Origin of the sequence: Enterococcus massiliensis (assembly GCF_001050095.1) — a bacterium.
Classification (GTDB): domain Bacteria; phylum Bacillota; class Bacilli; order Lactobacillales; family Enterococcaceae; genus Enterococcus_C; species Enterococcus_C songbeiensis.
The window spans coordinates 61,584-80,057 of record NZ_CVRN01000007.1; the positions used below are offsets into that span (position 1 = coordinate 61,584).

16 protein-coding genes are annotated in these 18,474 nt (G+C 38.5%); 2 read left to right on the forward strand and 14 right to left on the reverse strand.

What is annotated here, in order from left to right:
- Positions 1-10: 10 nt before the first annotated feature.
- The 13 genes from BN1875_RS07565 to BN1875_RS07625 form a co-directional block, all read right to left on the reverse strand.
- A complete protein-coding gene (locus BN1875_RS07565) occupies positions 11-1,069 on the reverse strand; it encodes an EpsG family protein (RefSeq protein WP_048604256.1) in 1,059 nt (352 codons plus the stop codon).
- Between the two features lie 14 nt (positions 1,070-1,083).
- On the reverse strand, positions 1,084-2,187 hold the full coding sequence (locus BN1875_RS07570) for a polysaccharide pyruvyl transferase family protein (protein WP_048604257.1): 1,104 nt from the start codon (positions 2,185-2,187) through the stop codon (positions 1,084-1,086).
- The gene (locus BN1875_RS07575; protein ID WP_048604258.1) at positions 2,180-3,019 is read right to left on the reverse strand and encodes a glycosyltransferase; all 840 of its coding nucleotides are present in this window, start codon (positions 3,017-3,019) and stop codon (positions 2,180-2,182) included. Before BN1875_RS07575 ends, BN1875_RS07570 begins: the two co-directional genes overlap by 8 nt.
- Positions 3,012-3,860, reverse strand: coding sequence for an NAD-dependent epimerase/dehydratase family protein (locus BN1875_RS07580; RefSeq protein ID WP_048604259.1), 849 nt, complete (start codon positions 3,858-3,860; stop codon positions 3,012-3,014). Before BN1875_RS07580 ends, BN1875_RS07575 begins: the two co-directional genes overlap by 8 nt.
- Entirely contained in the window at positions 3,857-4,474 is a 618-nt protein-coding gene (locus BN1875_RS07585; protein ID WP_048604260.1) for a sugar transferase, read from the reverse strand. The genes BN1875_RS07580 and BN1875_RS07585 overlap by 4 nt, the downstream gene beginning before the upstream one ends.
- Positions 4,475-4,485: 11 nt before the next feature.
- Positions 4,486-6,303, reverse strand: a complete 1,818-nt coding sequence (locus BN1875_RS07590) for a polysaccharide biosynthesis protein (RefSeq protein WP_048604261.1) — start codon at positions 6,301-6,303, stop codon at positions 4,486-4,488.
- Positions 6,304-6,315: 12 nt separating this feature from the next.
- Positions 6,316-7,080, reverse strand: coding sequence for a tyrosine-protein phosphatase (locus tag BN1875_RS07595; protein ID WP_048604262.1), 765 nt, complete (start codon positions 7,078-7,080; stop codon positions 6,316-6,318).
- A 20-nt stretch (positions 7,081-7,100) separates the two neighbouring features.
- Positions 7,101-7,808, reverse strand: a complete 708-nt coding sequence (locus BN1875_RS07600; RefSeq protein ID WP_048604263.1) for a CpsD/CapB family tyrosine-protein kinase — start codon at positions 7,806-7,808, stop codon at positions 7,101-7,103.
- A 433-nt stretch (positions 7,809-8,241) separates the two neighbouring features.
- A complete protein-coding gene (locus BN1875_RS07605) occupies positions 8,242-9,018 on the reverse strand; it encodes a YveK family protein (RefSeq protein WP_048604264.1) in 777 nt (258 codons plus the stop codon).
- Between the two features lie 32 nt (positions 9,019-9,050).
- Positions 9,051-9,977 carry an LCP family glycopolymer transferase gene (locus tag BN1875_RS07610; RefSeq protein WP_048604265.1) on the reverse strand — a complete coding sequence of 309 codons (927 nt, stop codon included), beginning with the start codon at positions 9,975-9,977 and terminating at the stop codon, positions 9,051-9,053.
- A 28-nt stretch (positions 9,978-10,005) separates the two neighbouring features.
- The gene (locus tag BN1875_RS07615) at positions 10,006-10,896 is read right to left on the reverse strand and encodes a hypothetical protein (protein ID WP_048604266.1); all 891 of its coding nucleotides are present in this window, start codon (positions 10,894-10,896) and stop codon (positions 10,006-10,008) included.
- Between the two features lie 304 nt (positions 10,897-11,200).
- Positions 11,201-12,364, reverse strand: a complete 1,164-nt coding sequence (locus BN1875_RS07620) for a 3D domain-containing protein (RefSeq protein ID WP_048604267.1) — start codon at positions 12,362-12,364, stop codon at positions 11,201-11,203.
- Between the two features lie 206 nt (positions 12,365-12,570).
- Positions 12,571-13,341, reverse strand: a complete 771-nt coding sequence (locus BN1875_RS07625; protein ID WP_048604268.1) for a putative ABC transporter permease — start codon at positions 13,339-13,341, stop codon at positions 12,571-12,573.
- A 189-nt stretch (positions 13,342-13,530) separates the two neighbouring features.
- Between BN1875_RS07625 and BN1875_RS07630 the strand changes: the two genes are divergently transcribed.
- Complete coding sequence (locus tag BN1875_RS07630; RefSeq protein WP_048604269.1) at positions 13,531-15,246, forward strand: ABC transporter ATP-binding protein; 1,716 nt, start codon at positions 13,531-13,533, stop codon at positions 15,244-15,246.
- Positions 15,239-16,990, forward strand: a complete 1,752-nt coding sequence (locus BN1875_RS07635) for an ABC transporter ATP-binding protein (protein ID WP_048604270.1) — start codon at positions 15,239-15,241, stop codon at positions 16,988-16,990. Before BN1875_RS07630 ends, BN1875_RS07635 begins: the two co-directional genes overlap by 8 nt.
- Before the next feature lie 49 nt (positions 16,991-17,039).
- Here the strand turns inward: BN1875_RS07635 and BN1875_RS07640 are convergent, their stop codons facing one another.
- Positions 17,040-18,218 carry a glycoside hydrolase family 3 protein gene (locus BN1875_RS07640; RefSeq protein WP_048604271.1) on the reverse strand — a complete coding sequence of 393 codons (1,179 nt, stop codon included), beginning with the start codon at positions 18,216-18,218 and terminating at the stop codon, positions 17,040-17,042.
- Between the last annotated feature and the right edge of the window lie 256 nt (positions 18,219-18,474).

An 18,474-nucleotide genomic window follows, 5' to 3' on the forward strand; every position in this document is an offset into this window, starting at 1 on the left:
TTATCTATTTCTAATTAAGACTCCAGAAAAATTCGTACGGATAAACCCTATTCCAATCTGGTCTGTAAACAACAATTACCAAATAATAGATAAAAAAACAAATTAATAGAATATATGTCCAAAATAGTTTACTCTGCTTGAATCTTTTCATATAGTCCAATGAATTTGGTATCAATATTATTGCATAAATAGTGAAAAAGTCGCCTACTCGATCTAATAAACTAAAGCGTAACGATATTACAGTAATCGCCAACCCAAAAATAAAGGTATTAAACATTAGATTATTAATTCTATTATTTTCAAATTTATTAATATAAAGAAATAACAAAATCACGAGATTCACCGCAATGTTAAAAAAAGTAGCTAGTCTAGCTGTCCCATCCATATATGACGAATTAATATAATAGGTGTAAGTTGGAAATATTTTTAGAACCGTGTTAAATATAGGATTAAAAAACAATAAACCTAAAACTGTTGAAGAAAATAAAAATAAAACATATCTTTTCCTGAATTTAATTTTATTAAGAAAAATCAATACTAAGAATATTAGTGCTGTCTTATGAAATAATGAGGCCAACAAAACTGTTAAAACAAAATATCTTATTTTTTTTTCTTTTATCAAAAGATTGAAACCAAAAAATAATATTACCATTGCCAAACTTTGTCTCAATACGTTCATACTCAAATCAAAATATCTTAACATAAAGAAAAGATAGACACTAACCCATACTGTATCGGAAAATTTATTAATGAATAAAGCATAACCTAAACAGATGATGGCAGCAGATACTATAAACAGTGCTTGACTATTATCAGAAAAAAACTGAATAAATTTATTGAAATACAGATATCCACTTTCATATCTCCAAGTGAAATTTGAAACTGGCACTGTTTTTAGACTTTCAAATAATAACTTATAGTCGAGTGTATCATTTCCAACATTTATAGATCTAAACGCTGATAAACTAAAAAAAGCTACAAATGAAAAAAACAAATATGCTTTTTCTCTTTTTTCAAAAAAAGCCTTCAATAATAGTAAATATATTGTTAAAGCAAAGAATAGCCACATAAGTTCTCCCTCAATTAGCTTAAGCTTCTAATAGAATTTTCAATAACATCTGCCAATAATCTATGTTTATAATCAATAGCGATATAGCTAAATTTATCTTTTTGATATATTCTTTCTATTTCCTTCAACGAATTTATAAAATCTTTCTTATCTTTAAGAAGATTAACAGCATTACTCTCACTAATCCACTCATACTGACCTGTTACTTTGTGATTATATGTTTCTAATACTAAACATGGAGTCTTACTTATATAAGAAAATATCATACCATGCAATCTGTCCGTCACAACTAGACTAGACTCTGAGAAACTTGATAACTTAGATATTAGTACATCTTCTCTATTCTCCTTGTCCACATTAAAATCAACCACTGTATCGGTAATACTTACCTCATATCCCCTCTCCTTTAGTTGATTTGAAATCCAAGTAACTTCTAACCTATCTTTAGATTTTTCTCTATCATCTCTCAGACATAATAAAGCTTTCTTATTATTTGTTGATAAATTACCGGGCGTTGTCTTCATCGAAAATACTATATCAGGAACTAAATAGATATTTTTAACATCATTTTTTTTCAGTACAGAATATGACTTTTTATCTCTTAAAAAAATATGAATATTATTTCTTTGTTTAAATATATCTACTGTATTTTTAAATTCCTTATTTCCAATTTTTGAATTTGGAAAATAGACTGTTTGTGGAAATAGAATTACAGGATTAGATGTGAATGTATTCAGTATTTTTCTTCTTAATAATTCTTCACGGAAATACTCAATTCCGATATTTCCGCCACCTTTGATTGTTAAAATATCTTTTTTAGATATCTTCTCCTTTAGAAACTCGATCGAATCCAATGTTGAATCAACGCTAAATTCAATAATTTTATACTCAGGAAAGTGTGTTTCTAAAAATTCTCTGTGAGCTAAAGTCAGTGCATGATCTCCTAAATTAGGATAATCTGTACCAAGCATAACAAACATTTTAGGTCTTTCATCATCTAATTTAATCTGAATTGAATTTATCTTTTTTGTTCGCAAAGTAAACTTGATTAATTCTAGCTTTAAACCGAGAGGGATTCTTTTTTTTAGTTTCTCAATTATCCTATATCTTTTACTCATCAGTAATTTTTCTCCTCAAATATTTATCCGAAACAAATTGCATTAATTTTTTTGGGGCTATCATAAAAAAAATTTGGCTAGTAACTACATATAATAAATCAGAAAATTTACAATACCCTTCTTGATAATATGTGTAGATGGTTTTAATATAACTGATACAATTTATCTTATCTTTTCTTCTCAGATAATTATCCTCATTTGATCTAAAAAACAATCCTATTTCATCTAAATTTTCTGAGTAATATCCATTATTTAATGCATTAAGAAATAATTCTAGATCTTCTTTTCTCCGAACATCTTTATACCCACCTAATTTAATAATTTCAGATTTTTTATACATAACGGTAGGATGATTAAATGGACTTCTCCTTCTTGAAAATGTAATTATTTCATCAAACTTCGTTGGAACTTGTCGGATGCTTATGATATCTTTTGGTGTAGTGTAAAATTCAGCAATTTGTGTACCTAAAATAGTCAACTTGCTCTTTAGATTGAACATATTAAGTTGGTGCTCACATCTATTCGGCAAACTAATATCGTCACTATCCATTCGAGCGACTAATTCATTTTTACATATATCTAATCCCGCATTCAAGGCTAAACCGAGTCCTACATTCTCCTTTAATGAAACCAAGGATATGAAGGGAAATTTTTCCGAATAACTTTTTAACATAGAATCTAATTCTTCTGTTAATGGTCCGTCTTTAACAATAATAAAATCATCCGTTAGAATAGACTGATTTAGAATGCTCTCAATACTTTCCATTAGATATTCCGGCTTTTCTTTATAGTACACGGACATTAATACTGAGTAGGTAGCAAATTTATTCATTTTTTATCTCCTTCTCATCAAAAGTAATAACCAAATTTCCAAACGCCTTATTCGTCAATCGACCTATTTTTCCTGGTACATAACCTAACAAGCGAATGAACCAATTCATCCAAGAAAAGAGGTAAATATTTTTTCCATTTTCCTTTGCAATATCTCGAACCATATAGCTTGTCCGCACATACTCGTTGTTTTGTGGAAAAAATACACCGCTATCTTGATGATCTATACGTTCTTTGACAAACTGACAAAGATTTCCGACGTACAACATCGAACGCTCATTTTTAATATCGGGGAAAATTGGTAGTTTATTGGCTATTTTGACTAATTGCTGGTAATTTCCTTTGCTTCCCGGTCCATAAATCATCGGTGGTCGTAAAATTGCCACATGAAAATTCTCTGAATTAAGCGGATTTAACCCAATTTCAGCTTGTAATTTGCTATCACCATAAAAATTTGAGGGATTTGGTTTCGTTGTTGGTGTAATCACACGCTTTTTATTGATATTTGTTTCTTCCCCATAAATGATGATTGAACTCATGTAAATGAATTGTCCGGATTTCCCATTTAAATCCTGTTTATATTTTTGGGCTGTTTCGATAGAAAGATGCGTATTCACTTGATAATAAAGTTGTTTGGTTTCCTCACTCACGTTTGAAACATCCGCATGAGCGATCCCAGCAACATGAAAGATCGAATCATACCCCGAAAAATCCTTTTCTTTCCACGAACCATCCTTTAAATCAATCGTGTCAATCTGATAGGCATCCCCGAATTGTTGCATATAGGTTTCAAAAGAAGTGCCAATGTAACTATTAGCGCCAGTAATCAAAATTCGCTTCATTCTTTCTCTCCTTTATCCTTCAACGACCCGGTTCCGCCTTCTACCACACCATCACTTTTAAAGACTGCACCAATTGTGCCAAAGAAACATTTGACATCTAACCCAAAAGACATTTCCTTTGTATAGGTGCCATCTAGTTTTGCTTTGATTGGTATTTCCAATTCGTCACGTCCACTGATTTGTGCCAATCCAGTTAGTCCCGGACGGATGTCGTTTGCGCCGTAAAGGTCTCTTGCTTCAATCAAATCATACTGATTCCATAAGCAAGGACGAGGTCCAATGATTGCCATATCCCCTTTTAGAATGTTCCACAATTGAGGCAATTCATCCAAGCTGGTTTTCCGCAAGAATTTCCCGACTTTTGTAATAAAATAGTCTGGATTTTCCAACAAATGGGTCGGCATTTCTTTAGGAGTATCCACCCGCATCGTCCGAAATTTATAAATATTAAAGTAGCGTTTGTTCTTTCCTACCCGCTTTTGTTTAAAAATGATTGGACCTTTTGAATCTAGCTTGATTGCTAAAAACAAAAGCAGAAAAATTGGCGACAAAACAATGATGCCAATCAATGAAAGCAAGAAATCAATGCCTCGTTTAAGTCCGTTCCTATACACGTTTCCAACTCCTATTTATTCGAAGCATTCGCAAAACGAACGACTTCTTTGGCTAATTCATGATCATCCTTTGGTAGATGATCGACAAAATCCATCACTTTTTGGATGGAATACCCTTTGATATTTCCAACAAAGATTTTTTCATAAACTTCTTCATCGTTGCGTTCTTTGTCCAACAATAATTCTTCATACAATTTTTCTCCAGGACGAATACCAGTTTCGACGATTTCAATTTCATCTTCGGAATAGCCGCTGAGACGGACCATATTTTTAGCAAGATCCAAAATTTTGACCGGTTCGCTCATATCCAATACGAAGATTTCGCCCCCTTTTGCAAGGGCCCCAGATTGAATTACCAATCGGCTAGCTTCGGGTATTGTCATAAAGTAACGAGTCATGCGAAAATCTGTCACTGTAATGGGTCCACCTTTGGCGATTTGTTCCCGAAAAACTGGGATTACACTGCCTCGTGAACCTAAGACATTTCCAAAACGGACAGCAGAAAATTTGGTTTTTCCTGTTTCATTTAATCCCGTCACGATCATTTCTGCGATTCGCTTAGTAGAACCCATGACGTTTGGCGGATTATTGGCTTTATCGGTAGAGATCATCACGAAATTTTTGACGTTAGTAGCTTTTGCGGCTTCTGCCACATTTTTTGTACCATACACATTGTTTTTTACTGCTTCTCGTGGGTTGTACTCCATCATCGGCACATGTTTATGAGCTGCAGCGTGGTAGACGATATCTGGCTGATAGTGTGCCATGACTTCGAAAATTTTCTCTCTGTCTTGGACGTCAGCAATGATTGGTACGATTTCGGTTAGCTTGTCGCTATAGTTTATTTTCAATTCACGATCAATTAGATAGATGGAGTTTTCTCCATGACCTAGCAATAATAATTGCTTGGGATTAAATTGGATCACTTGACGACAAATTTCAGAACCAATCGAACCACCAGCTCCTGTGACTAAAATCACTTTATCCGTCAACTGATCTTTGATAGAATCAATATCTAAGGCAACTTCCTCTCGTCCTAATAAATCTACGACATCAATGGTTTTTAGACGAGACATGCTGATTTTACCAGATGCCATCTCTTCCATAGATGGCATCGCATTTACTTTTACTTTTAAATTTTCAAGAGTATTAAAAATTTCTCGTAGTTTTTTTCGTGACATGGATGGGATGGCGATTGTCACCATATCAATATCATGGGCTTGAATTAAATCCGGTAAATCTTTGATTTTCCCCAGCACTTTGACTCCGCTAAGATACGTTTTTACTTTATTGGGATCATCATCTACAAATCCGATCACATCGATTTCGCCGGCGGTTTTTGAACCTAGCAGACTGTTGTAAAGAATTCGTCCGCCTTCACCTGCACCGATAATTAATGTTCGTTTAGCTTCAACATCACTGACGCCATTCATATTTCGATGCTCTACGAACAAACGCCACGCTAACCGGCTGGCTACAATCAAAAAGGTAGACAAGATATAGGCAAAGACCTCTACTCTACGGCTATATCGATTTCCGGATACAAACAGAAACGCCATGATTGTCACAAGCTGACAGGTTGTCGCAGCAAAAATAGCAATCATTTCCCGCAAATTTGTGTAACGATTGATACGAGTGAACACTTTAAATATATAGCCATACAGCCAATACAATCCTATCGATATAAGAATCGTTTTTTGAATAAAATCTACCGACACCGGCAAAAACGGCCGCATGAAATAATACGTCGCGATATTTGCAAAAGCGATCAATAAGCTATCTACGATCACTAAAATAATTACTTTCCTTCTCCTTGTTAACTCGAACAACCCCATCATCCCCTAAAACAATCCAAATTTCTTCTTTTTCACTTCTGAATAGGCAGCAAAAGTAATTGGATCCCCATTCAGTAAATCCTTCGCTACTTGTTGCATCGCCGTGACTTTCTCTTGTCCAAAATCTTTGGCGATTTGTTCGTAGGCTTCCTTCATATAGAAATTGCGCTTATTAACTCCATGAGCGTCTGAAGCCACCATTTGAACCAAATTGTGCTTCACCATTTCTTTTGCGGTCTTTTGGATCGACTTGCCAAAGGTTCCCACATAACTGGGAGCGGTCAATTGCGCCAATACCCCCATATCTAGAAACGGTACCAAACGATTTGGTTCTTCCCGAAATTTTGCGTTTCGCTCTGGGTGAACAATGACGGGTGTCTTTCCCATTCCAATCAATTCAAAAAATAATTGCTCCGTATAAGCTGGAATATCCATTGTTGGAAATTCGATCAAGATATAAGTGTCTTCTAAGTCTGTGAAAAGAATCTCACCGCGACTTATATCCTCAAGCAAATCGCCAGTGATACGCACCTCTTGTCCTTCTAATACCGTCAAAGGCAATTGGCGACGATCTAATTCTTCTTGCAGGTGAAGAACACGGGGAACAACTGATTGCTTGGGATTGGTGTATTTTCCATTATTATGATGAGGTGTACAAAGAATGTGAGTGATACCTTGGCTGATAGCTTTTTCCGCCATAGCAATGCTATCCTCTATTGTTTGGGCACCGTCATCGATTCCCGGTAGAATGTGGCAATGTAAATCAATCATTCCGCTCGTTCCTTTCCTGATTAGTTTCCGTAGTAGTAGTAGTATCCTTGGTCTTTTGCATTTGCTGCACCGTTATATACGACACCTATCATTCTTGCTTGAACCATGTGTAATAATTCTTTTGCTTTTGTTAATGATTCTTTACGAGAGACATTTTCCCGAACCACTAAAATCGTCCCGTCCGCTTTTGATGCCATGATTTGGGCATCCGTTACCGCAACCACTGGGGGCATATCGAAAATAATGATATCGTATAAATTTCGTGCTTCAGCAATTACTTGCTCCATCCGCACAGAGCCCAGCAATTCAGAAGGGTTTGGTGGCTTAGGCCCACTGGTCAACACTGAAAGATTATCGATATCGGTTTTTTGTGCCGCTTCTAAGACACTTTGCGTGGTACTTAACACAGTACTCAAGCCAACTGCATTATTTAAACGGAAGGTTTTATAAACAGTTGGTTTCCGCATATCAGAATCTACTAATAATACTCGTTGACCAGAGTTTGCAAATACTACCGCTAAGTTGGCAGAGATGGTTGATTTTCCTTCTCCTGGTCCAGAAGAGGTGATTACGATGGTTTTGATTTGCTTGTCTGCGGAAGAAGCAAATTGGATATTGGTTCGAATCGTCCGATATTGTTCAGATACCGGTGAGGATTTATCTACTAATGTAATCAAACTTACCGCATTGGTTTGAGTACCTTTGCGTTCATTCTGTTTTTTCGCCATTTGATTTTTTTCTCCTTACTCCTATTGATGTATTATTTTTTCTTTCAGAAAAATTAGTTTGATTGTCGTGCCGTATACTATTCCACTAGGTTTCTTGGAAAAAGTGGAACTGGCATCCTTATTCCTATTGATGTATTATTTTTTCTTTCAGAAAAATTAGTTTGTTTGTCACGCCCTATCCCCATTCCACTAGGCTTCTTGGAAAAAGTGGAACTGGCATTCTTACTCCTATTGATGTATTATTTTTTCTTTCAGAAAAATTAGTTTGTTTGTCACGCCCTATCCCCATTCCACTAGGCTTCTTAGTAAAAGTGGAACTGGCATCCTTATTCCTATTGATGTATTATTTTTTCTTTCAGAAAGATTAGTTTGTTTGTCGTGCCCTATCCCCATTCCACTTGATTTTTTGGAAAAAGTGGAACTGGCATCCGTCTTATACTCTGGAACGGCTTCGACGGGAGGATTGGTTATCATCTGATTTTTTGATTGAAGGTAAAATTGGTTTCTTTTGTAAGGTTGTTGCTGCTAATTCTTTGGCTGTCATTTGTGGTACGGTACCCAGAATCGTGAACCCAAGATTGTCTGTGATGAATTTGTCGTCCTTCACTGTCCGATCCAATAATTCTAACAAGAAGGCTAATCCGACCCCAACCATCAATCCCAATACAATACCGATTGCCAGATTCAATTTATTGTTTGGCGAAACAGGTGTCATACTTGCGGAAGCTTTTGAGATGATTGAGATTTTATCAATGGTCATCGTGTCTTTCGCATTTTCTTGGAACACTTGTGAAGTGGTATTCGCAATGTGCTCGGCATCAATGGCTTTGGTACTTGTTGCTTTGATAGAGAACATTTGTGAATTTTGTGATTGGGTGACTTCAATCGAGTCTTTGATTTCACCCATAGTCAACTCTAAGCTGTATTCAGATTCCAATGTGTCTTTTACTTGATTCATTACAAGGTCACTGGTAATCAAATCTTTATAGGTATTAATCATTTGCAAGTTGGTGTTTACGTCGTTAACATTTGCATTTTCTGTTTGCGGCAGGGTAACGATCAACTGTGCTTGGGAGCTGTACTTAGGTGTTATGATGAAAAAAGTGATAAGTCCCGCCAATGCTAATCCAGCAAACATACTGATGATGATTGAAGTAATGTGTTTTTTTAGAATTTCAAAAATCTCTTTTAAGCTGATTGTTTCTTCCATTTTTTCTCCACTTTCTCTAGTTGATTGACTTCTTAATTCGCTTCAAGCTGAGCTTGTAGTTTTGTTTGAACCCGTGTTAATTCGTCTTCACTAACTCGTTGATAGGAAATCCCATCTTGCATGAACCCGTCACCTTGCAGCTGGTCTTGCTCAACCGTTCCAAACGCATCCCGATAATCCAATGCGATTTTCTTCATATCGTCAAAGCTCATGTCTGTCTTCACATTGTCTTCCATAGCATCTAGCACTTCTCGATATTTTGTGACACCATCGAGTGACAATATTTTTTTGGCAACGCCGGCAACAATTTGTCGTTGTCGTTCTTGTCGACCATAGTCCCCACGAGGATCTTCATGACGCATCCGAGAATAGGCAAGTGCTTGATCGCCATCTATAGTAATTTTACCGTAGTCAAAAGTGTAACTGTCTTGTGTAAATTTTTGCTCATTGGCTACTTCAACACCGCCAACTGCATCTACTAATTCTTTCAGCCCCTTCATGTTGATGGCAACATAATGATTCACCGGAATATCCAGATAATTTTCTACTGTATCCATTGACATCCCTGCACCACCAAAGGCATACGCATGGTTGATTTTATCTTCCGTGCCGTGTCCTACAATTTCAACATAGGTATCCCGAGCGATACTAACAATCGTTGTTTTCTTGTTTTCAGGATTAACTGCAGCCACCATCATCGTATCAGAACGGCCTACTTCTGTTCGACCCAAATCACCCGTATCGATTCCTAGTAACAAAACGGAGAATGGTTCTTTTTGGCTTAAATCAACCGTTTGAGTTTTACCATTATCATTTTTTTGTCGTTCAACGGATTCATAGGTTTTTTGTACGGAACCGCTCAAATCAAGATAAACTTTTGCCCCAACACCTACAATAACCGCCGTTAATGCAACAATCACACCTAAAACAATCAGTATAATTTTTTTCCCTTTTGACATACGATTACTCCAATCTCACTTTGGTAAATTAGTAATAGCTTCCGTCTTCCGTACTAGTATCATATTCTGTGCTTTCATCTGTTTGGGTATCTTCTTCATAGTATTGTGTAGTATTCTCTGTTTCAGACCAAGTATCTGAACTTTCCACAGAAGTTCCGACACCAATTTGTTTACTTAAAGTATCCGCAGATTTTTCAAATTTTTCTTTTAATGCTTCATTGCGAACTTGTGAGATACTATTCACAAGATTTAAGTAGGCATCATATGTGGCAGCATCTGTTGCTTTGCCATCCTTCAGCATTTTATCGATTTCTTTTTGAATATCCGTCACTCGAGTAACCTGTGCTGTAGCATAATCGAGGTATTGAATGACTAATTCTTTCCATTTACTGTCTTCAATCAATTTTAGTCGTTCACGAACATCGCCAATTGAGGTTTCTGCTAGCTTTTCCTTGATGATGACATCATTCTTTGCGGTTTGCCAATTGCTGACTGGTTTTGTAAACAAGTCATTGACGTTTTCTTGAATACGGAATTTCAAATCCACGTCATCCATCTTTTGATTTAATTTTTCTTTTTCTTCTTCCACAGATTTCACATTTTCCGGTAAATCTTTTTCATTGATTCCAAATTCATCTGCTGAAACTTTAACAGTATCTAATTTGGTTGCGGTCTTCGTTACATCTGCTTCTTTCAATCCATTTTTCAGGAACACCTGAGTTTTATCACTGTATAAAGAGGCAATCTCCTCTTCAATCTCTTTTAATGTTGTTTTTTCTTTCTTTACGGCTGTTTCTGCATAGCTGACACGTTGATCATACTGTCGGCTTGCATTTACCTTGTACCCAACAAAACAAACCGCAACCGCACCAATACCAACGATTACAACGGCAGCAGCTTTTAACAATGGTTTCCCCATTTAACGCACTCCTATTCCATTTATTTATTCCATAAATAATATGTGCAAAGTCACTAGTGTATATTATAATCAAGAATTCACTGAAAAAAAAGGGTAACTTTACGATTATCAATGTTTCTAAAAGCTTTATTCGATATAATTATTCATTATTCTAAAAAAATTTAGTGAAAAATTATGAATGTAGTCGTTTTTTACAGTAAAAACATAGATTCTTAAAAAATAAATAAGATTTTTCTCATTTTTGTTTTCCCACGAAAAAAGCAGTCCGTGCGAGGCATAGACTGCTTTCCTTGATTTCTCTTGATTATCCGCGAATTGTGACCTTCACTTGACGACGTCCCCAGCTTGTACATTGGTCAACGGTCGGAAAATGCACGTCAATAATATTTCCTTTGATGGCACCACCTGTGTCGAGCGCTAAGGCAACTCCGTATCCTTGAACTTCCACAACGGTTCCTAGCGGGATCACACTTGGATCGACTGCGACAGCTTGCGGATTTTTCCGCAAATCTGTTCCGCTGGCAGTGAAATAGCTGGCGCCAGCTTCTGCGTAAGAATAGGCCGTTGATTCCATCATCATAGTCTTACCACCAGTTGTACTTCCGGTATTGTTACTTGAATTATTATTCGATGAACTCTCTTCGGTTTCACTAGTGCTTGTTTCTGAGCTGGCACTGGTTGAGCTGCTGCTTGGTTCACTAGTTGAACTTGCGCTGCTTTCCTTCTGTGCTGTCTTTTCTGCCGCTGCTTTCTCAGCTGCCGCTTTCTCCTGCTCTGCCTTTTCTGCTGCTGCTTTTTCGGCAGCCGCTTTTTCAGCCGCTAAGCGAGACTCTTCTGCTTCTTTGCTGTTGGCGATTTCTTGCAGGATATTTTTATTTTCTGCCAATTGTTCTTGTAGATTTGCGATTTTATCATCTAATTCTTTTGCATCTGCTTCTAAACTGGCCTCATTTTCTTTCAACGTTTCTTGGGTGTTTTCCACCTTGTCTTTTAACGTTTCAAGTTTTTCCTTTTCAGAAGTTAAACTGGTAATCTTCTCTTTTTCCGCATTTTGCAGAACACTCATTGCATAGGCACGGTTAATCAATTCTTGTAGATTGGACGAATCCAATAATGCGGTCCAATCCCGTTCGGCACCCCCGTTGACTTGAATATCCTTCAATCGTTGGGCAGCCGCAGTTTTGCGCTTTTCAATGTTTTGTTCTGTTACCTTGATTTCCTCTTGGGCATCTGTCAATGCTGCTTCGTTTTTAGCGATTTCGGTTTTCGTCGCTTCGACTTCCGCATATTTATCGTTCACATCATTTAACGCCAATTGGACTTCTGCGCTGATTTTATCACTTTGCTGTGTAATCGCGCTTTCTTTTTCATTTAACGAATCAAGAGATTCTGCACTAGCAAATACTGGGACGACAAAATTTGCTACTAATACAGCAGTGAAGACTGTCATTAGTTTCTTTGCTTTCACTGAATCCAACACCTTTCGTTTCTATCCTCAATGCTACTTATTATACAAATTTTGTTGGCGAATATTGTTTCATTTCTTTTACAATTTGTTACATTTTCACCTGAAAGTGGGGAGTATTTCGTAAATTTTTTCAGAAAAACGCAAAAAAGTGGAGAATGAACCTGTTTTCTCCACTTTATCTTTGTCATCATTTTGTAATATTGGGTCTATTTTTTCCGAAGATTTTCGACTAATTGACGAATATCTTCCAGACTTTTCACATTTTCGATTTTTAACTGCGAAAAGTTTTTTAAGAGTCTTCGTTGATTAAAATTCAATTTTGGCAAAGCTTCTTTTAATTCAGGATGGTCCTTGAAGTAATTCAGCCATTCAAAACGCTGTTGAACTTCCTGCTTTTGTTGGTCGAAACTTTCTCTCAACTCAGTCTTTCGCTGCTCGACTGCCGCATTCAGTTTCTTCGTAGCCGCTTGAAAGGCAGCAAGGTTCGCCAACGTATAGCCCAAATCAAACATAATGATGGCAATCAAAATCACCGGGAGATAAAAACCAAAATGGGCGGCCAACCAGCTTTCCATTTGCGCAACTTGCGGATGAACAAATTTGACAATCACCACGCACCCGATTCCCCAAAACAGTGAAACCGGCAATGCCACGCGTCCATTGAGATTCAAAGGAACGTCGCGATAATCCCACCAAGAAGCATGAAACAATTTTTCCAATCCAAAGCTGGTCACATATTCTAATACCGTCACCAGTACCGTCGCAAAGATATATAATAAGAACAAATTATCATGAAACGGTTGTAAAAAGTATAAAACAGCTAAAATGCCAAACCCGTAGATTGGTGTGATGGGTCCCACCAAAAATCCACGATACACGAACCGTTTTGCTTTGATCGAACAGTAGACGGTTTCCCACAACCAACCAATAAATGAGTAACAAAAAAATAAAAGCACTACACGAATAAATTCTTCCATTGTGCTCTCCTTTCTGAGTTTTCTTCTATTATACCGTATGTGGTTGGACTATTGTAGAATAGAAGCGGAGGAACCTGCTAGATCAAAAAAGGACAACCGTTCCTCTGTCTTTTTTTTCGAGAAAAATCCTTTTTTTATTTTCTACATGCTAAAATAAAGATAACTTTTTGAGAAAGTAAAGGTGAAAAAATGCTTCAATTACTTACCTACGCAAAAAATTATCGCAAGCAAATCGTGCTTGGTCCTTTTTTTAAATTCTTAGAGGCCGTCTTTGAATTGATTTTGCCCCTATTGATGGCCCGTTTAGTGGATCATGGGATTCGGGCAAACGATCCACGAACAGTTTGGTCAATGACTGGCTGGATGATTGTGATGTCCCTTGTCGGCTTGATTTGTGCGGTGATTTGTCAATATTATTCTTCGATTGCCTCTCAAGGCTTTGGGACGGAACTGCGAAATCAATTAATGAAGAAAATCAATACTCTTTCCCATACAGAGCTGAACAAATTCGGCACCGACACGCTGATCACTCGAATGACTAACGATATCAACCAAATGCAGTTGGCGTTGGCTATGCTGATTCGTTTAGTCGTTCGAGCACCTTTTCTAAGCGTGGGGGCAGTCATTATGGCCTTCACCATTGATTGGCAAATCGGGTTGATTTTTTTATTGGTTCTGCCCTTATTTTGTCTCGTTTTGTTTTGGATCATTCGCAAAACCGTGCCTTTGTATCAGCAGGTACAAAAAAAATTAGACCGTCTAAACGAATGGATTACCCAAAATCTTAGTGGAATCCGCGTGATTCGCGCCTTTGTTCAAACAAAAAAAGAAACGACTCGTTTTGCAGAAGCCTCCGATGAATTGGCGGATATTTCCGTCAAGGTAACGAATTTGTCCGCTTTGTTGACGCCTGCTACCACCTTGATTATGAACCTTGGCATTTTGCTGGTGTTTTATCTGGGGGGAATCAAAGTCAATCTTGGTCATTTGGCACAAGGAGAAATTTTGGCTCTGGTCAATTACATGAATCAAATGTTGCTGGCGCTGATTGTTGTCTCAAATCTGGTGATTATTTTTACCCGTGCTGCAGCTTCGGCACAACGGATCAATGAAGTTTTGGATGTTGAACCGACAATCAATGCACAAACAGGTACAGTCAGTGAGGAACCGGCCTTTATCATCTTTCAGCACGTTGATTTTCGGTTTGCTCCTACCTTTGGTTTAGCGTTGCAGAATGTTTCCTTCACTGTTCCTGCTGGTTCGGTCGTCGGCATCACCGGACCAACCGGTGGGGGAAAATCTGCTGTCACTCAGTTGATTCCCCGATTTTATGACGTGTCTGCTGGATCAGTAACAGTGGGAGGACTTGATGTTCGCAAGTGGCAGCTTGATGCATTGCGAAAAAAAATCGCTCTCGTTCCTCAAACTGCCGTGCTTTTCACCGGAACGATTCGTGAAAATTTGCAATGGGGGAAAAAAGACGCCACAGACGAGGACTGTTGGGAGGCGCTGAGAATTGCGCAATGCAAAGAATTTGTTGCAGCATTGCCTAATCAGTTAGACACCAAGATTTTCGAAGGCGGGAAAAACTTTTCCGGCGGACAAAAACAACGCTTGACCATCGCCCGTGCTTTGATTGCAAAACCGGAGATTTTGATTTTGGACGACTCCTTGAGTGCTTTGGATTATCAAACAGATCGGAATTTGCGGCAAGCTTTGAAGGAAGAAACTGCCAGCACGCTGTTTATTATTTCCCAACGCATCCGCTCCATTCAATCAGCAGATCAAATTCTCGTTTTTGATCAAGGAATTCTTGCGGCAAAAGGAACCCACCATGAATTACTCAAAGGTTCGCGGGAATACCAAGAAATTGTTGCCTCACAGGAGGAATCAGAAAATGAATAAAACCTTTAATACGGCAGTTTTGCGGCGGTTTCTTCCCTATCTGCTGCGCTATCCCTTGGAGCTGTTCCTTGCTGTACTGCTGGGAATCGTTGCCGGTGGAACCAGTGTTTATATGACTTTTCAAATCGGACAGGCGGTTGATGTCTTGATTGGCAAAAATGCTGTCGATTTTGCGGCGTTTTCCCATATTCTCTTTTTATTCGCCAGTGTGGTGCTTCTTACAGTGGTCAGTCAATGGTTCATTCAACGATTAGGCAACCGAGTGGCGTATCTTTCTGTGACGGAATTGCGAAAAGATGCCTTTGCACAGTTGAACCGATTGCCCCTGCGTTTTTATGACCAAACGCCTCATGGTGATATCATCAGTCGCTTCACCAATGACATGGATGCGATTTCGATTGCGGTGGCTGCGATTTTTAACCAATTATTTTCCGGTTTAACGGTCGTGTTGGTAGCTTTTGTCGTCATGCTGCGGTTGAGTTTTTCCTTAACGCTAGTGGTTTTACTAGCCACACCGATTATTTTTCTCGTTAACTTTTGGGTGGCTCGCAGTTCTCAAACGAACTTTGCCAAACAACAGGCAATCGTTGGTGATATTTCGAGTTTTGTTACTGAAATGATTGGCAACCAAAAAATTGTCAAAGCTTTTCAACGAGAAGCAGTCAATCAGACGCAATTTGAAGCAATCAACCAAGAGTTGAACCTTCGTGGACAAAAAGCTCAGTTCTCCTCTTCTTTGACAAATCCTATCTCCCGTTTTGTCGATCACCTTGCCTATTTAGCAGTTGGTTTTGTTGGCGGTTGGCTGCTTTTGGCAGGAGATACCCAAATTACGGTAGGAATTATTTCCAGCTTTACGATTTATGCCAGCCAATTTACCAAGCCTTTTATCGAGATTTCCGGCATCACCACCCAGATTCAAACAGCAATGGCGGGCTTGTCTCGAGCCTTTCAATTAATCGATCAATTGCCGGAGATACCAGATGCTCCCGATGCAGTTTCCTTAGCGAAAATCGAAGGGGCGGTTGCTTTCCAAGAAGTTTCCTTTACCTATGATCCGCAGACGCCGTTGATTGAGAATTTCACTTTTTCTGCAAATCCCGGCGAAACAGTTGCCATCGTGGGAAAAACCGGGGCGGGAAAATCAACACTGGTCAATCTGCTGATGCGTTTTTACGAGGTAGATAGCGGAAAAATCACGATTGACGGCATCGACATTCGCCAACTCAAACGCAATACCCTCCGCAAAAGTTTTGGTATGGTATTGCAAGATACTTGGTTATTTGATAGTACATTGCGGGAAAATCTGCGCTACGGTAACGAACTAGCTACCGATGAGGAAATTTTTTCTGCCTTGAAGCAAACTTATATGCTGGAATTTGTGGAACGCCTTCCCCACCAGTTGGATACGTTGATTGGAGCATCCGGCATCAAAATTTCTGATGGGCAACGACAATTATTGACGATTGCCCGAACCATGATTAGTAAGCCCTCAATGTTGATTCTTGATGAAGCAACAAGTTCTGTTGATACCTTGACAGAACGTAAAATCCAGCAGGCTTTTCTGGCTATGATGGAAGGACGAACCAGTTTTGTCATCGCTCACCGTTTGGCAACGATCCAAGCCGCAGACCATATTTTAGTGATGGATGCTGGACAAATTGTCGAACAAGGAACTCATGAAACTCTGCTTGCACAAAATGGCTACTATGCCCAGTTGTATCACGCTCAATTTGAAGCTTAAAAAGCAAAACGAACATCTGGAGATTGCTCTCACAAGATGTTCGTTTTTTTTATTTGCTGGATTCTGAAAGTAAGCCTAGCGATTCCTTCCACTTCAAAACCCGCATCACAGATTGATCCAATGCACTTTCTGAATAGGTTCCGTCTTTTACAGCTTGGATAATAACCGGAATTTGTTGCGCATATGTGGAGGACATCACCAAATCATTTCCCGCCTGCAATGCTGCCAATCCGGCTTCTTCTTGAGAAATAAAATTCGCCAAGCCCGCCATATCCATGTCATCTGTCATGACGACTCCTTGAAAATGCAATTCCTGCCGCAACAGCTTATGAACCTCTTTTGAAATAGAAGCAGGGCGATCCGGATCGATACTGGCTATAATATTATGAGATACCAGCACGCTGTCCGCTCCGGCTTTGATGCCCGCTTGAAAAGGCAGAAAATCATTTTTTCGCAAGTCTTCTAATGGTCGTTGGTCGGTCACGATTTCCACATGGGAATCCCGATTGTCGCCATAGCCAGGAAAATGCTTCATGGTTGAACCGATGCCCGCCGCTTTCATCGCCGTTATAGCCGTTTCCACATAGTGACTGGTTCCTTCCGCATCCATGCCAATCGTCCGATCATAGATGAATGATTGCGGATCGGTAGAAACATCGGCTACCGGAAACAACCCGGTTTGGATACCGTAATTTTTAAAAATTGCCGCTTTATCCTGAACATCTTGAGTGATGGCATCCCAACCACCCTGTGCATACAATTCCTGTGGAGAAAGAAAAGGCGAAGCCACTAAATTGCTGTTGCGGCTGATTCGTGTCACAGTGCCACCCTCTTCGTCTGCACCAATCAACAGCGGAATTTCACTTGCTTCTTGATAACTTTGGATTTTTTGCTTCAAACTATCTGCCGTTTCATTTTCGGTATCCCGACCAAACAAAACATAGCCACCTAAATGATAGGATTGAATGTCTTCCACTTGATTGCTTTCCGGCACCCGAACAAAAAACAGTTGCCCAACTTTTTCTTCCAAACTCATGGATTCCAGCAATTTTTCTGTTCGAATTTTTTCGGGTTCTGTGGTTGATATTGCAGTAGTTGTAGCTTCCGATACTTTTGTGGAGGATGCTTCTTCTTGTTCCTTGTTTTCTTGGCTAAAAGACTGGAAAAAGAAAAAACCAGCCACCAATAATAAAATGATGATACCTCCGAAAATAACAATTTTTTTCATGGATTCCTCCTACGATTATGCTCCTTCTATTATGCCACAGCTAGAAAAATAATGTGACACGAAAGCTTGGAAAGTCCTCTGTTCCCATTTCTAATGAAATTAACGTATGGTAAACGATTCGTGGAGAAAATTTATGGCGGCTAGCAACTCCATTTGAAGGATGTGGTGCCTATGAGCAATTTCACTTGTGATTCAAAGTCTAAAGAAAGGTGCTGCCTGATTTTGTTCTCTCTGGATAAAATCATTGCTATTATTG